This is a genomic window from Sporosarcina sp. ANT_H38 (assembly GCF_008369195.1).
Taxonomy (GTDB): domain Bacteria; phylum Bacillota; class Bacilli; order Bacillales_A; family Planococcaceae; genus Sporosarcina.
In genome coordinates this window covers 2,358,714-2,376,165 of record NZ_VOBC01000001.1, presented here as the reverse complement: position 1 = coordinate 2,376,165, position 17,452 = coordinate 2,358,714, and the positions used below count along the sequence as shown (strand labels likewise).

The 17,452-nt window shown below is 43.4% G+C and carries 18 protein-coding genes; 15 read left to right on the top strand and 3 right to left on the bottom strand.

What is annotated here, in order from left to right:
- Nucleotides 1–96: 96 nt before the first annotated feature.
- From FQ087_RS11255 to FQ087_RS11190, 14 genes are all read left to right on the top strand, one after another.
- Nucleotides 97–1,572, top strand: coding sequence for a methyl-accepting chemotaxis protein (locus FQ087_RS11255; protein WP_149580528.1), 1,476 nt, complete (start codon nt 97–99; stop codon nt 1,570–1,572).
- A 64-nt stretch (nt 1,573–1,636) separates the two neighbouring features.
- Entirely contained in the window at nt 1,637–2,026 is a 390-nt protein-coding gene (locus FQ087_RS11250) for a PilZ domain-containing protein (protein ID WP_149580527.1), read from the top strand.
- 124 nt (nt 2,027–2,150) lie between these two features.
- Complete coding sequence (gene hpf / locus FQ087_RS11245; RefSeq protein ID WP_149580526.1) at nt 2,151–2,717, top strand: ribosome hibernation-promoting factor, HPF/YfiA family; 567 nt, start codon at nt 2,151–2,153, stop codon at nt 2,715–2,717.
- A gap of 235 nt (nt 2,718–2,952) precedes the next feature.
- On the top strand, nt 2,953–5,460 hold the full coding sequence (gene secA, locus FQ087_RS11240; RefSeq protein ID WP_149580525.1) for a preprotein translocase subunit SecA: 2,508 nt from the start codon (nt 2,953–2,955) through the stop codon (nt 5,458–5,460).
- 37 nt (nt 5,461–5,497) lie between these two features.
- A protein-coding gene (prfB, locus tag FQ087_RS11235; protein WP_149580853.1) for a peptide chain release factor 2 occupies nt 5,498–6,599 on the top strand; the annotation gives its coding sequence in 2 pieces (ribosomal slippage) (nt 5,498–5,569 and nt 5,571–6,599; 1,101 coding nt in all).
- 320 nt (nt 6,600–6,919) lie between these two features.
- On the top strand, nt 6,920–7,258 hold the full coding sequence (cccB, locus tag FQ087_RS11230; RefSeq protein ID WP_149580524.1) for a cytochrome c551: 339 nt from the start codon (nt 6,920–6,922) through the stop codon (nt 7,256–7,258).
- A 361-nt stretch (nt 7,259–7,619) separates the two neighbouring features.
- A complete protein-coding gene (ftsE, locus tag FQ087_RS11225) occupies nt 7,620–8,303 on the top strand; it encodes a cell division ATP-binding protein FtsE (RefSeq protein ID WP_149580523.1) in 684 nt (227 codons plus the stop codon).
- Entirely contained in the window at nt 8,293–9,177 is an 885-nt protein-coding gene (gene ftsX / locus FQ087_RS11220; RefSeq protein ID WP_149580522.1) for a permease-like cell division protein FtsX, read from the top strand. Before ftsE ends, ftsX begins: the two co-directional genes overlap by 11 nt.
- Before the next feature lie 36 nt (nt 9,178–9,213).
- The gene (locus tag FQ087_RS11215) at nt 9,214–10,539 is read left to right on the top strand and encodes a murein hydrolase activator EnvC family protein (RefSeq protein WP_255452235.1); all 1,326 of its coding nucleotides are present in this window, start codon (nt 9,214–9,216) and stop codon (nt 10,537–10,539) included.
- Between the two features lie 120 nt (nt 10,540–10,659).
- Nucleotides 10,660–11,307, top strand: a complete 648-nt coding sequence (locus FQ087_RS11210; protein WP_149580521.1) for a hypothetical protein — start codon at nt 10,660–10,662, stop codon at nt 11,305–11,307.
- Nucleotides 11,300–11,881 (top strand): redoxin domain-containing protein, encoded by a 582-nt coding sequence (locus FQ087_RS11205; RefSeq protein WP_149580520.1) that lies wholly within the window; start codon nt 11,300–11,302, stop codon nt 11,879–11,881. Before FQ087_RS11210 ends, FQ087_RS11205 begins: the two co-directional genes overlap by 8 nt.
- Nucleotides 11,882–11,954: 73 nt before the next feature.
- The gene (locus FQ087_RS11200; RefSeq protein ID WP_149580519.1) at nt 11,955–13,403 is read left to right on the top strand and encodes a S41 family peptidase; all 1,449 of its coding nucleotides are present in this window, start codon (nt 11,955–11,957) and stop codon (nt 13,401–13,403) included.
- A 287-nt stretch (nt 13,404–13,690) separates the two neighbouring features.
- On the top strand, nt 13,691–14,860 hold the full coding sequence (locus FQ087_RS11195; protein WP_149580518.1) for a PDZ domain-containing protein: 1,170 nt from the start codon (nt 13,691–13,693) through the stop codon (nt 14,858–14,860).
- 38 nt (nt 14,861–14,898) lie between these two features.
- Nucleotides 14,899–15,150: a CsbA family protein gene (locus FQ087_RS11190; protein ID WP_149580517.1), complete on the top strand. Its 252-nt coding sequence runs from the start codon at nt 14,899–14,901 to the stop codon at nt 15,148–15,150.
- A gap of 33 nt (nt 15,151–15,183) precedes the next feature.
- Here the strand turns inward: FQ087_RS11190 and FQ087_RS11185 are convergent, their stop codons facing one another.
- From FQ087_RS11185 to FQ087_RS11175, 3 genes are read right to left on the bottom strand one after another with little or no spacing between them, the layout of a single operon-like run.
- The gene (locus FQ087_RS11185) at nt 15,184–15,435 is read right to left on the bottom strand and encodes a hypothetical protein (protein ID WP_149580516.1); all 252 of its coding nucleotides are present in this window, start codon (nt 15,433–15,435) and stop codon (nt 15,184–15,186) included.
- 53 nt (nt 15,436–15,488) lie between these two features.
- Nucleotides 15,489–15,797, bottom strand: coding sequence for an AzlD domain-containing protein (locus FQ087_RS11180; protein ID WP_149580515.1), 309 nt, complete (start codon nt 15,795–15,797; stop codon nt 15,489–15,491).
- Nucleotides 15,797–16,522, bottom strand: coding sequence for an AzlC family ABC transporter permease (locus tag FQ087_RS11175; RefSeq protein ID WP_149580514.1), 726 nt, complete (start codon nt 16,520–16,522; stop codon nt 15,797–15,799). Before FQ087_RS11175 ends, FQ087_RS11180 begins: the two co-directional genes overlap by 1 nt.
- A gap of 157 nt (nt 16,523–16,679) precedes the next feature.
- Here FQ087_RS11175 and FQ087_RS11170 point away from each other — a divergent pair, with 157 nt between their 5' ends.
- The gene (locus FQ087_RS11170; RefSeq protein ID WP_149580513.1) at nt 16,680–17,303 is read left to right on the top strand and encodes a TVP38/TMEM64 family protein; all 624 of its coding nucleotides are present in this window, start codon (nt 16,680–16,682) and stop codon (nt 17,301–17,303) included.
- The last annotated feature ends 149 nt before the right edge of the window (nt 17,304–17,452 follow it).

The following is a 17,452-nucleotide window of genomic DNA, read 5'->3' as shown; positions in this document are numbered from 1 at the left end:
GCCATTCCGCTTTTTTCACTTCTTTATAAATTGATAATTCAATCATTCGGAAGTAGTATAGATTATATAGGCAGAACTTTCTTGGGGGAATTCTGAATGAACAATGTGGACACGATTCGGCAGAAGGAATTTGCCAATAAGAACTTCATTCTATTTGTGACGCTTGGTGGTTCTAGTTTCGTCGGTTTGATTTTTTATTTTGTTACGGGACAAGGGCTGATGAAGACGGCGAGTATGGCAATACCCGTCGTCGTCACACTGTTGTTTTTTGGATTGTCGAAAAAGGTCGCTATTTTTGAAAAAATGTTTCCGTGGGTTGTTCTTGGGGTGACAGGATTTGCGGCGATATTGAACGGGGTCGTAGGGGAACCTTCCGTTGCGACAGCAGGAATCGCTTTTTTTATGGCAGGTATTGCAAGTGTTCATTTATCAATGCGGATTATGACATACGGTTTTGCACTATCTCTTGTTGTTATGGGCGTATTTTTAACGAATTATCCCTATCAGGAACAAATAGTAGCGAGTAAAGGCAGTTTGGCACTTGTGCTGATCTTGATGTCGGTGGGGCTGTTCATCCAAATAAAACAGACGAAAAAGCTCGAAGCGCAAGTCGATCTATTTACGGTTGAGCAGGCAGCACATAGGCTTCTAGAAGCGAACGAGCACCGTTCGCTGAATGAAGGGGTTGAACAGGTTGCAGCTGATTTGACGACGATTGGCGAGACGGCTGGACGTCATTTACAAGCACAGAAAGAATTGCTAACAATTATGGACAGCGTTTCAGCAAGTGTTGAGCAAGAAGCATCGCAAATTGCGAAAATCGCAGAAAATGCGGAGCGAACGCAAGACGATGTAGCTGACATGCATAAGGAAACGCGGATTATGAATGAAGCCACGGCTAGTCTGCGCGCTGAATCTGCTGACATGGTGGAGCTAATGCAAAATTTACGTCAGGGTATGGAAGAAGTGGAATCCTATCTTACTGATTTGAACGGGTCATTTGATGCGCTTACGGAAAATATCGAGAAGACGAATGCGCTTGCCAAGTCAATTGAGACGATTACGGGGCAGACGAATCTTCTAGCATTGAACGCGTCGATTGAAGCGGCGCGAGCGGGAGAGCACGGTAAAGGATTTGCGGTTGTTGCGGATGAAATTAGGAAACTTGCTGGACTGACAGCGGTGACATTGAGTGAAATAAATGGCAATTTGGAAGATGTCAATACTATGAATGATCGCTCGCGTCATAATTTGGCGGGCAGTACGGGAAAACTCGTTACACAGGCAGCGTTGTCGGTGGACGCTGAAGTGAAAATAGGGTTGATGCACAACACATTAAGTGACCTTCACCGGAAATTCGGGATGTTTGACGACAAAATGGCTTCGATTACGAAAGAGGCGACAGATATCGGGCGTATGACAAGCTCATTTGCTGACTTACTGACGGAATCGAGTGCATCGCTGGAAGAAGTAAACGCGACGATTCATGAAACGGTGGCAGACAATGAGCAAATTGTAACGACGCTGGATGTGGCCAGGCGACGAACGAAAAGCTTGGCAGAAGTTCGTTGAAAAACTTGCTCATCTGTTATGATAGTAAAAACACATTGCGGTGCGATGGAACGGAGTGAGCAAGATGCTATATAAACGAACTGAATATTTTAGGTACACATTTGGGAAACCGCTTGAAGCTGAATTCCGAATTGTCGTTGAGAATGGGACGGATGTAGAATCGAGTCCAGGTGAATGTCATCTCATTGATATAAGTCCAGGTGGCGCAAAACTTTTTACGAAGTTCGATATTCCACTTGAACGTGAATCTGTACGTTTGCATATCAAATTCACACTTTATGAAAAATTAATTGACCTACAAGGCGTAATTGTATGGAAGAAGCCATATAGTGGGGGATATATGTACGGTTATGATTTTGAAGAAGACGTAGCAATTGAACAGTTAATTGTGGAAGAGCTGAAACTACGCAGACGTTCCGAAATCGATTCGGTTAGCGCTACAACGGAAGATTAAATGTGGTTTTTTAACTAATTCGTCACCAAGCGACAAAATATTTAATTTTCTAAATGTTTTTAGAAGGACTTTATGGGGAATGTGTAGAAGTGTACTGTATAGGTTAACTAAAGGAGGAGTTCGTATGTTAGACTTTAATATCCGCGGTGAAAATCTTGAGGTAACTCCGGCTATTCGTGAACACGTCGAGAAGAAAGTCCAGAAACTCGAAAGATACTTCTCAGAAGGAACGAACGCAACAGCTCATGTGAATTTGAAAGTGTATAATGATAAACAGACTAAAGTGGAAGTAACAATTCCAATGAAAAATTTGACACTACGTGCAGAAGAACGTCATAACGATTTATATGCAGCTATTGACTTGATTGTCGACAAGTTAGAGCGTCAAATTCGCAAATATAAAACTAAAGTAAACCGTAAGTTCCGCGAACGCGAAGGCGTTGCAGCATTCTTCGCCTCTGTGAATAAAAGCGAAGAAAAAAACGGCGAATCTGCTCTTGAAGAGGATCAGGCATTTGCAATCGTCCGTACAAAGAATTTCGATCTAAAACCGATGGACCAAGAAGAAGCGATTCTTCAAATGAACATGCTGGGCCACGATTTCTTCATCTTCACAGATTCGGATTCCGACGGTACAAACATTGTTTATAAACGAAGCGATGGTAAATATGGCGTAATCGAAACAAGCTGAATAGATACTCAAAAAAGACTCTTAAGCGGTACTACTGCTTATGGGTCTTTTTCGATTACTGACAGAGTGGTGGCACGCATAAACAACTACAACCACGCAAACCTCTATTTTATACGCATAAACCCGCTACAACCCTGCAAAAATAAATTTCTCTATTGACTTTTAGCAAGACCATTTGCACCGTGCAATTCACAGTGTTAAAATGGAGGGTGAACCTAATGAGGATGTGACCTGAATGCTTAGCGTATTGAATAAAATGTTTGATATGAATAAACGGGATTTGAAGCGTCTTGACAAGATTGCGGATAAGGTCGAAGCGCTCGCAACACAGATGGAACAACTTTCGGATGAACAGCTGACAGCGAAAACGGATGAATTCAAAGAACGTTTCTTAAAAGGAGAAACCCTTGAAGACCTTCAAGCTGAAGCGTTTGCTGTCGTTCGTGAAGCATCGAAGCGTGTTCTTGGCATGTATCCATTCCGTGTGCAAATTATTGGTGCAGCCGCTTTACACGAAGGCAATATCGCGGAGATGAAAACTGGTGAAGGGAAGACATTGACGTCTACGCTTTCAGTTTATTTGAACGCGCTTGCCAGCAAAGGCGTGCACGTTGTAACAGTGAACGAATATCTTGCGAGTCGTGATGCGCTGGAAATGGGACAACTTTTTGAGTTTCTCGGTTTCTCAGTCGGTCTGAACTTAAATAGTTTATCGAAAGAAGAGAAACGGGAAGCGTACAGTGCGGATATTACGTACAGCACGAACAACGAACTCGGTTTCGACTACTTGCGTGATAACATGGTGCTTTATAATGAACATAAAGTACAGCGTCCGCTTTTCTACGCAGTTATAGACGAGGTTGACTCAATCTTAATTGACGAAGCGCGTACACCACTAATCATTTCAGGACAAGCTGCAAAAGCGGCAGAACTGTATCGTATGGCGAATAAATTTACACAGTCACTCAAAAAAGAAGAAGATTATTCATATGATGAGTCGACGAAGGGTGTCGTCCTGACGGAAAGTGGTATCGAGAAGTCTGAAGCCGCGTTCAGCATCGATAACCTATTCGATCTGCAGCACGTAACGCTTAACCATGCGATTAACCAATCGTTGAAAGCATTTGCGAGCATGCATATCGATGTCGATTACGTTGTCCAGGAAGGCGAAGTCGTCATCGTCGATTCATTTACAGGACGTCTTATGAAAGGACGTCGTTACAGTGATGGACTCCATCAGGCGATTGAAGCGAAAGAAGGCCTGGAAGTTCAGAATGAAACGATGACACTGGCGACAATTACATTCCAGAACTATTTCCGGATGTACGACAAACTTTCAGGTATGACGGGTACTGCGAAAACGGAAGAAGAAGAATTCCGTAATATTTACAACATGAACGTCATTGCCATTCCAACGAATCGTCCGCTTGTCCGTGATGACCGTGCAGATCTTATCTATTCTTCAATGGAAGGTAAGTACAAAGCGGTTGCGGAAGATATTAAAGAACGGAATGATAAAGGGCAACCTGTCCTTGTCGGAACGGTAGCGATTGAAACGTCTGAGATCATTTCGAAGTATTTAACGAAATACGGCGTGAAGCATAGTGTTTTAAATGCAAAAAATCACAGTCGTGAAGCGGAAATTATTTTGGAAGCCGGTCATAAAGGTGCAGTTACAATCGCGACGAATATGGCGGGTCGTGGTACGGATATTAAACTTGAAGAAGGCGTGCAGGAACTTGGAGGACTGGCTGTTCTTGGTACGGAACGCCATGAGTCGCGCCGTATCGATAACCAGTTACGCGGACGTTCCGGTCGTCAAGGTGACCCGGGTGTGACGCAGTTCTATTTATCACTTGAAGATGAATTGATGCGCCGTTTCGGTTCGGACCAAATGAAGTCGATGATGACGAAACTTGGTATGGACGACACGACGCCAATCCAGTCGAAAATGGTGTCGCGTTCGGTTGAATCTGCTCAGAAACGGGTAGAGGGTAATAACTTTGATGCACGAAAACGTTTGCTACAGTATGATGATGTATTACGCCTCCAGCGTGAAATTATTTACAAAGAACGAAATGAAATTCTGGAGTCAGAAAACATTCGTGAAGTACTAGAAAAAATGCTATCGAATGTTATCGCAAATGCCGTTGTAATTCATACGACGGAAGAAACAGCAAGCGATTGGAATTTAAAAGGACTCGAAGATTTCTTAGGTGCTAACCTGCTTTCAGAAGGACGCGTAACAATTGCGGATATGGAAGGGAAATCGATTGAGGAATTAACGTCGTTGATCCAAGATGCAGTTACTGAACGATATGATGAGAAGGAAGCGGAAATGTCGGAAGAGCGCATGCGCGAATTCGAAAAAGTCGTCTTGCTTCGTGCCATTGATTCGAAATGGACAGATCATATTGACGCGATGGATCAATTGCGTCACGGTATCCATTTACGTGCATATGGTCAGTCAGATCCGCTTCGTGAGTACCAAGCTGAAGGGTTTGCAATGTTCGAGGAAATGGTAGCGTCAATTGAAGCTGATTCAGCGAAATACGTGATGAAAGCAGAAATCCGCAACAATCTTGAACGTGAAGAAGTTGTTAAAGCACAGGCCGTTAATCCGAAAGAGGATGGCGAGCAAGTGCGCAAGAAACCATTGCGCCGCGCAGTTAACATCGGTCGTAACGATCCATGTCCATGCGGTAGCGGGAAAAAGTTCAAAAACTGCCACGGGAATGCATAAGCTGCCGGGCACCCAAATTCAGGAGGAAATTATTATGATGGAATTATCCGATGTACGCAACGAGCTCGACAATTCAGCTAAGAGATTAGCGGACTTCAGGGGGTCTCTTTGACTTAGAAAACAAAGAGGCAAGAATCCAAGAGTTAGATGAAGCAATGCTGGAGCCAGGATTCTGGGATAGCCAGGATGGGGCACAGAAAGTAATCTCCGAGTCGAATGCGTTGAAAGACGTTGTTGGCGAGTACACGGAGTTGTCTGATGAACAAGAAAATCTTGAAATGACGCTCGAACTATTGCGTGAAGAAAACGATGATGAGATGCAAGAAGACCTTGGAGTAGAGTTAAAAGGATTCAAGAAGAAGCTGGAAGCATTCGAATTGCAAATGCTTCTGAGTGATGAATTCGATGGTAATAATGCGGTCCTTGAACTTCACTCGGGTGCAGGCGGTACGGAATCTCAGGACTGGGCTTCTATGCTGCTTCGCATGTACACGCGCTGGGCAGAACGTCGCGGCTTCAAAGTCGAGACGCTCGACTATCAATCTGGTGATGAAGCTGGCGTGAAATCTGTGACGCTGTCGATTAAAGGCCATAACGCATATGGTTATCTTAAAGCTGAAAAAGGCGTTCACCGTCTCGTTCGAATTTCTCCGTTTGACTCGTCAGGCCGCCGTCATACGTCATTCTCTTCAATTGAAGTAATGCCGGAATTTGAAGGCGAAGTTGACATTGACCTTAAAATGGAAGACGTCAAAATCGATACGTACCGTTCAAGTGGAGCGGGCGGACAGCACGTCAATACGACAGATTCGGCAGTCCGTATGACGCATCTACCGACAGGAGCAATCGTTACATGTCAGACAGAACGGTCACAAATTAAAAACCGGGATCGCGCAATCAATTTATTGAAAGCGAAGATTTACCAGATCAAAGTCGCAGAAGAAGAAGCACGTCTTCTTGAAATCCGCGGAGATCAAAAAGAAATCGGTTGGGGAAGCCAGATCCGTTCGTATGTTTTCCATCCGTATTCCATGGTAAAAGATCACCGGACGAGTGCAGAAACAGGAAACGTCAGTGCGGTAATGGACGGCGAAATTGATTTGTTCATCAATGCTTATTTGCGGTCACGCATTTCTTAATAAATTTGAATGAAGAGGAGTGCACTTCGGTGTGCTTTTTCTTTTTGGATTTAACTGGAGAAAATAGGATTGTTGTCCTTGAGGTTTTGGAAGCATGGGATATGTGTATAGTAAATGATATAGGCACAATTAAAATCGGTGAGTTGTATGGTGTGGTACGATAACTGAATTCACGAAGTTCAGACAAATCGTGATGAAAGCGGACCCGTCGGTATTTGTCATCGCTTTGCTAATATTGGGTCGTTATTTGATGATTTAAACGTGCGAAGTTTCGGTATACTAAGGATTGTACTACAACATTTCAAATGGGAGGTAAGAAAATGAAAAACAAATTTTTAGTGATTTTGCTTGGCGCTTTGCTAGTACTTGTTCTTGGGGCATGTGGCGGTGATAAGACGGACAAAAACGCGAACGGTGATGAAACGACAGGGACAACAGCAGTTGACCCAGAAAAAATTGTGCAAAAAAGCTGTGTACAATGTCACGGCGGTAATCTTGAAGGTCAAGGTACAGCTCCAGCACTTGATAAAGTCGGTGGACACTTGTCAGAAACTGAAATCCACGACGTAATCGTTAACGGTCGCGGTGGTATGCCAGGTGGAATTATCAAAGGTGAAGAAGCTAGCGCAGTCGCAAAATGGCTTGCTGAGAAAAAATAATTTTTACAAAGAAACCGCTGCTGGGCTATATGCCTGGGGCGGTTTTTGTGATTAGTCATGCCAGTCTCACCGTGAGCACTCAAAGTTCGACGGCATTCTTTGTCAGCTGATAAAATCATTTACTAATTGAAACATTTTTGTCTGCAATAGAGGGATTTCCCCCCTAAAGGTAGAATGTTAAGGTTAGTAGAGTAGTCTTTTATTCTTATAAATACGCTAAAAACAGTTCTATTGTCTATGTTTAACAACTTAATATACAAAAAGTTAATTGAAACACAACTGTAATATTTAGATATGTGAATCGTGTTATAATGGGGCTGTTGGAAAAATAGAGAGACAAAAATATTCAGGTGGTTTTAGAATGATTGTGATGAAAAATGTCTACAAAAAGTATCCAAACGGCGTCGTTGCAGCAAATGGTATTAACATCGAGATTGACCGAGGCGAATTCGTTTATGTGGTTGGTCCGAGTGGTGCCGGAAAGTCGACGTTCATAAAGATGATGTATCGTGAAGAAACACCAACAAGCGGGGATATTTTCATTAATGGCGTAAATCTTGCGACATTACGAAACAAACGTGTACCGCAATTGCGGAGACAGATTGGTGTCGTCTTTCAAGACTTTAAATTATTACCTAAATTGAATGTTTACGAGAATGTGGCGTTTGCACTTGAAGTAATCGAAGCATCGCCGGCAGAAATTCGAAAAAAAGTGAATGATGTTCTGGCACTTGTCGGACTCACGCAAAAAGCACGGATGTTCCCGAATGAATTATCAGGCGGAGAAGAACAGCGAGTTTCCATTGCAAGGTCAATCGTCAATGTACCAAAAGTTGTCATTGCAGATGAACCAACGGGAAATCTCGACCCTGAAACATCATGGGAGATCATGAGGATCTTCGAACAGATCAATGCTCGTGGAACGACGATTGTCATGGCCACCCATAACAGGGAAATTGTTAATACAATAAAACACCGAGTCATCGCGATAGATGGCGGCCTTATCACCCGGGATGAGCTCGGAGGTGAGTACTATGAAGGCTAGAACATTGGGGCGGCATATACGCGAAAGTTTTAAAAGCATTCGTCGTAACAGCTGGATGACATTTGCATCAGTCAGCGCTGTTACTGTCACTCTTCTGCTTGTTGGTGTATTCATCGTGATTATGATGAATTTAAACGAATTGGCGCGAAATATCGAGAATGATGTGGAAATTAAAGTCGTTGCAGATCCTGCAGCAGACGAAAAAGCAATTAAAGAGTTAGAAGAGGAAGTTCGCTCGACAATAGGGATTTCCGAAGTGGTCTATTCGTCGCGGGATGAAGAATTGGACAAGATGATTCAATCATTCGGTGATGAACTTAGTTTATATAAGCAGAGCAATCCGCTTGGAGATGCATTTTACGTAAAAGCGAAAGACCCGCAACAGACGGCGACTATTGCAAAGAAAATTGAGACATACAATTATACATACGATGTCGTTTACGGCGAAGAAAAAGTAGAAAAGCTCTTCAAAGTATTGAACGCAAGTCGTAACGTAGGTCTTGTGCTGATATTGGCATTGTTATTCACAGCGATGTTCCTTATTTCGAACACGATACGGATAACAATCGTTGCCAGAAAAAGAGAAATTGAGATTATGAAATTAGTCGGAGCGACGAACAACTTCGTGCGTATTCCGTTTTTATTGGAAGGAATGTGGCTGGGTATTTTAGGGGCAATTGCTCCAATGCTCATCATTTCTATCTCCTATTACAAGCTATTCGAACTTTTGGAATCGAAATTGCAAGGAGAACTGTTCCAACTGCTTAATACAACACCATTTATTTTTCAGCTGAACGGATTGATCCTGTTCATGGGAATCTTTATAGGTATTTGGGGCAGCTTTATGTCTGTTCGTAAATTTCTTAAAGTGTGAATTATAGAGAGAGTTTGAAAGGGGAACTGGGTTTAGTTGAATAGATACAAAAAGCTATTATCAGGTACAATCGCAATTGTTTTCCTGTCCACGATTATTAGTGGGGCAGGCGTTTTGGCAAGTCCTTTAGATGACATGAAAAAAGAACAGAAATTACTTGATGTGAAGAAAAGTGAATTGAAAACAGGAATTAGTAAAAAGGATTCTGAAATTCAATCAAAAAAAACATCAATCGAAAAAATTACAGATCAAATTTTAGCGCTTAATGCTAAAATAAATGAATCTAATGAGCTAATTAATAGTGTTATCGGGCAAATAAATAAAACAACTAATGAAATTGATGCACTGCGCCTTTCAATTATCGAACTTGAAAAGAAAATTAAAGAGCGCGATGTGGTTTTGCGTGACCGTGTTCGTGCTATGCAAGTGAAAGGCGAACAAGTTAGCTATCTCGACGTTCTTCTCGGGGCAAATAGTTTTGCAGATTTCATTGATCGTTTTTCGGCTGTCAATTCTTTAATGGATGCAGACCGAAGTATTATGGAGCAGCAAAAGAGTGATATTGAGCAGCTTGAAGAAGAAAAAGCACTTGTCGAATCTAAGCTTGCTGAGCAGGAAGCCGATAAAAAAGAACTTCAAAACTTGAGGTCGTCTCTTTTAGCGCAGAAAACTGATAAGAATAAGCTTATCGATGAGCTAGAAGTTGAACAAAGAAAATTAGCTAATGAAAAAGTAAAGCTTGAAGTTGATTTGCATGAAACGTATGAAGTCAGTAAAGAACTTGAAAATAATATTGCAGCAGAGCAAAAACGTATGGCTGAAATTGCACGTAAACTTGAAATTGCTCGTAAAGCGGAAGCAAAACGAAAAGCAGCTGAGGCTGCTGCCTCAGCAAATAAAGGTAACGGAGGATCGTCATCGTCCTCTTATCTACCACCCGTATCGAGTGGTAATTGGACGAAGCCCGCTTCCGGAACATACACGTCGTCATTCGGTTGGAGAACGCATCCAATCTATGGCACTCAAAGGCAACATCGTGGAGCCGACATTGCGAATAGTACTGGAACGACAGTTGTATCGGCTGGAGACGGTGTTGTTTCCCATGCAGGACCAATGGGTACTTACGGAAATGTCATCATGGTGACACATTCATTTGATGGGCAGATTTTCACGACTGTCTATGCACATCTGTCCAGCGTTAATACAAGTGCTGGTCAGCAAGTTTCTAAAGGCGAATTCATTGGGAAAATTGGAACTACAGGCGCATCGACCGGGCCTCACCTCCATTTTGAAATGCATATAGGAAGCTGGTCTGCATCTGGACCAAGTGCCGTGAATCCATTACGTTATGTATCATTCTAACTAATTGTGTCCGCCTCAAAACTGAGGCGGATTTTTTTTGTCTTCGAACTAGAATGGTGGCTTTCTAGGGTATAATTGGATACGATTATTGTATTAAGTGTGAGAAGGGGGCATGTGTATATGCCAGTCACTACATATTTCACCATCGGCAACCTTAGTGTTCCCTCGTCTTGGATTGCCCTCATTATAGCGTTTGTTGTCGCATATAGTGCAGTTCGGTTCCGTTATGGGAAAAAGAATGCTGAGCTAATTGGGGACGCGTTCTTTTACTTAGTGATTGTTTGGAAATTGAGTCTAATACTCACTGATTTTGGTTCAATTCTTCGGTCACCTCTTGCGATTATTTATTTCCACGGAGGGGCGATTGGTTTTTTCCTGGGATTGTTAGTTGTTGTGGGGAAGGTTTTATGGGAAATGAGGAAAGGTCGATTAAAAGCTGATGGATTTCGTGCGCTCTTTACGGGAGCTGTTTTGGTTCAAGTTGTGTATCAGATGCTGATGGTTTTATTGAATGAAGGTGAAATCATTGCACAAGTAGTGACGGTTATTCTTTTCGCGTCGTTCGCTGTGTTTTTCTGGATGAATAGCGAGAAAGATGGTGATTGGCCGATTCAACTTGCACTGGTATTTATGGCGGTTCATGTTTTTGTGTCTACTGTTCAACCGGCTGGATTTATTCAGACACCGCTTTTAGCGACTATACTCATGGGATTATTTTTTGTGATTGTGTTCATGCAGAAGCAAGATTGGAGGAACCAACTTGAATAAGAAAATGATTGGATTTATCTTAGCAATACTACTCATAGGATCGATGGTAGTCATTATGGTGAAATCGAATACAGATACCGCAAAACCGATTGACGATTTTCTTATCGGTGCAGATTTTAGTTCATTGGACGAAGAGCCTGGTTTGAAAAAAGGTGATATCCCACCTGATTTTGAGCTTTCCACGCTTACTGGTGAGGTTGTGAAACTGTCTAATTTGAAAGGGAAAAAAGTGATATTAAATTTCTGGGCATCGTGGTGTGGACCATGTAAAGCAGAAATGCCACATATGCAGAAATACTATAAGAAGTATAAGGATAAAGACAATGTTGAAATTATTGCAGTCAATTTGACGACTGCGGAGAAGCGCGGCATGAAGGGCGTTGAGGAATTCGTCAATGCTTATGGACTGACATTCCCGATTCCTCTGGATAAAGAAGGTACTGCAATGGATGATTACCGGATTATCCCGATTCCGACGACGTTTATGATTGGTACGGACGGGAAAATTAGTCAGAAAATCGTAGGGCCGATGGATGAAAAGAGCTTAAGGAATCTTGTTAAGAATTTAGATTGAGGAACGCCGGTTTTCTGCTGTAGTAATGTTCCTTTTTCGTTCATATAGTGGACGGAGGAGGGGACATTGCATTATGCAGAGAAGCCGGTTATTGTTATTCGTCGTACTGGCCGCTTTGGCGACGGTCGTATTGCTTCTGCTGGATGGTTGTGTAGGAGAAGGAAGTGCAAAGAGAGAAGAAGGGACGCTAAGCGCAACGTTTCCAGTTATCGATGAAGCGTTTAACGTCATCAAGAAACAAGGCGTATACCCGGTGGATAGGGACATGTTGATAGAAGGGGCGCTTCGTGGAATGGCGGATGTCATCGGCGATCCGTATTCGACGTATCTGTCGCAGGAAGAGGCGGCCGCCCATAAGGAATCGCTGGCAGGAGAGCGAATCGGGATCGGCGCTGAAATTACGCGATCGAATGGGAAATACATCATAGTGGCTCCAGTGAAAGGTTCTCCAGCTGAGAAGGCGGGCTTACAGCCGTATGACGAAATCATTCGTATTGACGGCAAGCGAATTGAGGGAGAATCACTGCAGGACGTTGTACAGCGAATCCGTGGTAAGAAAGGCACAGCGGTCTCTATGACGATTTTCAGGCCAGATTTGGATAAGCATCTCGAATTGTCGGTCGTACGAGACAGTATTCCTGTAAAAACTGTATCCACTGAAATGATTGAAGAGCGTGGACAGAAGATCGGTTACATATCGATTACGATGTTCGGCAATGAAAGCCGGCAAGAGTGGCTGGAAGCAACAAACAAGCTTGTGAAGGACGGTGCACAGTCACTGGTTATTGATGTGCGCGGTAATCCCGGCGGCTATTTGCACACGGTCGGCACGATCATCGGCAGTTTAGTGAAGGAAGATACAGTTTTTGCTTATATGCAAGATGCGGCTGGAACGCTGGAACCATTAGTTACGGAAAGGTCCGAGAAATTTCCTTATGATGAAAAACTGCAAAAAATGCCGATTGTTTTGCTGCAGGATAAAGGCAGTGCCTCTGCAAGTGAAGTTATGAGTGCTGCATTGAAAGACTTAAAAAGAGGCTACATCATCGGCGCAACTAGTTTTGGTAAAGGAACGGTTCAAGAAACATTGGACTTGTCAAACGGCGGAGAAATGAAACTGTCTACTCATAAATGGCTTACACCGAAAGAAAAGTGGATTCACGGTAAAGGGGTGAAAGAGGATCTTGAAGTTGCCCAAAGTAAGTTGTTCGGTGAGCACATCCGGCTTGTAACAGAGATCTATTCGGAAGGTGATTACCACGAAGACATAGCTTATGGGCAGAAGTTACTGACAGGCCTCGGGTATAATGTTGCTAGGGAAGACGGATTTTATGACGAATCAACCTCTCTTGCAGTCAATGCTTTTCGTGTCGATGCTGAAGTAGAAGCTGGACTTTCCATGGATCGATTGTTTTTCTCAACAGTGAAACTTAAAGTAGAAGAGTTCCGGGTTGACCGTAAAAATGACGATCAGCTGCAAATGGCAATTGGCTATATTCATAATGAAGTGGCCCAGAGGTAAAAGATGACTCCTGACGTTAGCTGTCGGGAGTTTTTTTATTGTATGGGGGGCGGTTGGCATCTAGTGATTAATTCGTTTAGCCTGATTGTACGCGTAAGTGCTAGCAGTTTGACAGATTGACCCTAACAGATTCGAAGAAAGCCATGACTATTTACTAAATCACACCAAAACTATAAGTGGAATTTACCATTTAAAGAACAATTGCATACCGAATTACATAGGGCACCATTCTTTTGATACAATGAAGAGAAATGATGTTGTATATGAAGATAGGGTGGTGACGGTTCGTGTCCGAGAAAATGATGTTTGATATTTTAGAAGCGGTTGCGCTATTTTTCCTGAATCCAATATTTATAGCCGTTCTCTTTACAGCAGTTGGAGTAGGGTATTTCCGTGTTAAAAAAGAGCGTCGGAATTTTAAAGTCCGATTGTTGCCAGGGTTAACGGAATTGAAGCGGCTTTTGGCTGAATCATGGCCATATGCGCTCGTTCTGTCCGTCTTGATTTCCGGAGCAGGATTGATAGCTGATCCAGGTTGGCTTGTGCTATTTTCTGCGTCGGCGCTTTTAGCACTACTGACATTCTATTATAAAGTGGCTTCACCGATTTATTTTGCGGCGTCGGCTTTTTTCGCTCTCTATTTCTTAGAAAAGTACATGGGTGATTTCGAGTTTCGTGGATGGACGCCAGGACAAGTGGATCTACTTGGCGACCTATCGGTAACGGTCCCTATCATCGCAGGGCTATTCTTAGTAGTAGAAGGGCTTCTTATTAGCCGTCATACGGTCCGCTATGCGTCGCCGACTTTGAAGTATACGAACCGTGGATTGCGTGCAGCAGCCTTCAAAACGAAACGGCTATGGCTGTTGCCAGTAGTATTTCTCGTGCCGGGAGATATGATTTCAGCTTTCGTTCCCTATTGGCCGCAGTTCACTTTAGGGGAAAGGGCATTCAGTTTTGTTCCAGTGCCTGTTATTATCGGATTTTCTCAAGTCGCACGCTCGCTGTATCCGGATGTTTTATTCCCGAAAATGGGTCGTGCAATCGTTTGGACAGGCGGTGCGGTTGTTGTCGTCGGACTCGTTGCATTATGGATGCCGCTGTTTGGTTGGGCCGCTTTAATAATTGGTGTAGTGTGCAGAGCTGCAATTTCTATTATGGCTTCGGTACGCGAACGTCAGGGTGTATTTGCGGTTTCGCCGCGTCCCGCAGGTGTAGTCATTGCGGGCGTACTGCCAGGATCTCCAGGAGAAAAAATGGGACTTCTGCCGGGAGAATGCATTCGTTCTGTCAATGGACTTCAAGTTAGCAATGAGAAAGAATTGTATGACGCCATTCAGCTCAATGCTGCACATTGTCGCTTGCAAGTACTTGACCGCAGGGGAGAAGTTCGGCTTATGCAGCAGGTTCTTTATCGACATGACCATCATCGCCTTGGACTTCTCGTCGTGCGATGAACATGGAGTGAACGATTACTTTGGAAGGGATGTTAAAAATGGGTTCATTCGAAACTAAACTGTTCCTTGCCTTACTTTTACCGGGGCTACTTGTCGTTTTTTTCACCCGTGTGACATTTCACCATGTGGTCGGACTTCTTTTGACGGTTGCATTGATTGCCGCGTCGGTTTACGCGGGTTATACGCATAACTGGTTTCTTTACGGGGCGGATGCGCTATCGCTCACAGTCGGATTCTGGTACGCAACACGTATGATGAAGATTGCTAGGCAGCATGAACAAGAGGATTGAATAATGGAGCCGCTCGCTGTTAAAGGAGCGGTTTTATTGTGGGATGAAATAGAGGGGTGAGTGGGCATAATCCAGTGCCAACCGATCATATCCTGCCATTGACCGAGCATAACCACGTGCCAACCGATCATATCCTGCCATTGACCGAGCATAACCACGTGCCAACCGATCATATCCTGCCATTGACCGAGCATAACCACGTGCCAACCGATCATATCCTGCCATTGACCGAGCATAACCACTTGCCAACCGATCATATCCCACCCCCGACCAATCATATCCCACCACCCAACCCTCCACATTCCAAAACAAAAAAGGACCGCACCCATGCGGTCTCCTCACATAAACAAACTATAAACAGCAAGCACTGCAATTGTACCAAGAACAACAGACATGACCCCGCCGCCTAAAAATGCGATTAAAAACGCGGTACCTGCTCCAAGTACTCCAAATAGTATATTCCCTTCCTGTACGAACAGAATTGCTGGAAAGATAAGCGCGCCAAGGACTGCATATGGAATGTTGCGCAAGACACCTTGTACAACTGGCGGGAGCTCTTTACCATCTAAAACTGTCAGTGGAATCATGCGCGGTATGTACGTCACAAGCGCCATGCCCAGAAGCATCCACCAATAACTCGGCCCCATTAGACTTCCTCCTCTCGTTTGAACATCGTTTCAACTGGTTTCCTGCGCCATGAATAAACAATCTCTACAAGAATCGAGGAAGCAAGCGTTGCGACAAGAATTGACCAGCCCGTAGACAATGCCTCTGTTAAGTACAAGACACAATGGATGGCCGCCGCAATTGCAGCGAGCGCGACGACTTTACGGTTGCCCTTCATTGAAGGAACAAGCAATCCGATGAACATCGCATAGAGTGCAATCGACATTGCGGCTTGTAAAAACAGCGGAAGATTAGCGCCTATAATATGTCCGATGGCGGTGAAGATGACCCAGCTGCCATATGCAATCAGCGTAACGCCGAATGCGAATGCGGTTGAGATCTTTCCTTTTTTTCCAGTTGCAAGCATTGAAAAAGATTCGTCGGTTATGCCGAACGCATAGATCGCTTTTACCCATTTTCGTGCGGGCTGCATCTTTTCATTGAGCGAAGCCGTCATAAGAAAGTGTCGAATATTGACGACGAATGTGTTCATGACGATCAATAGCGGGTCGATGCCTAATGTAATTAGGCTGAGCGACATGTATTGTGAAGCACCGGCGTAGACGAAGATACTCATTGCTGTAGCTTCAATAATGGACAAGCCGGCAGTTTTTGCGAGCAGTCCGAATGTGAGTGCTACGGGAAAATAGCCGATTGCAATGCTTGTCCCTGCTTTTAGCCCAGCCGTAAATTGGATATTCTTCATTGTAATCACATCTTCCCAAAGTATATTTAAGCGATTATACTATACTTCAGGGTTTAAATGTTCATATTTAAAGGAAAACTCTAAATACGGGGTATTTCTATGTAAATTTGTATATAGGAACCTTACGAAAAAAGTTTTTTAAGCGAGGGTGTTACTGATGAACGAATGGTTAAATCCTGATGAAATTATCGAATTAGCTCAACACTATAAATCACTTGGGCCGTTCTTTGGGCTATTACTACCATTTGTAGAGGCGTTTCTACCATTTCTCCCTCTCTTCGCATTTGTTCTGGCGAATGCAGCAGCTTATGACCTTTGGTACGGATTCCTTCTGTCATGGGCGGGAACTGTAGTGGGTTCTTATGCTGTATTTTTGATCATCCGAAAATATGGACGCAACCGGTTACTTAATTTCTTGACAAAAAGTGCACGTATCCAAAAGCTAATCAAGTGGGTGGAGAGAAACGGTTTCGGACCTCTGTTTTTATTCCTGTGTTTCCCGTTTACACCGTCCGCACTCGTCAATCTTGTGGCGGGTTTATCTGGTATGAAGAAAAAGAATTATTTAATCACACTGATGGCTGGAAAGTTTGTTATGATTTTCATGATTAGCTATATCGGCTATGATATAAAAGCGTTATTCACGAATCCAATTCGAACTGCGATTGTCGTTGTCGTCATCTTTTTGCTATGGGTCGTGGGCAAATATTTTGAGCGCAGACTGAATTCAAAAGTAGAAGCCGATTTCCGTGCATCCGTCGCACCACCTAATGACAAGTAATTGCATCCTATTATATGAAATGGTTCCTGTCATCCCTAACTTTCTGTACAATGGAAGGTAAGGATGACAGGTTTTTATTATTGCTTAGGAAACTATAAAATCACGTACTGTGGATAAGCTGCAACATTGAGATTATACGTCCAGACTCA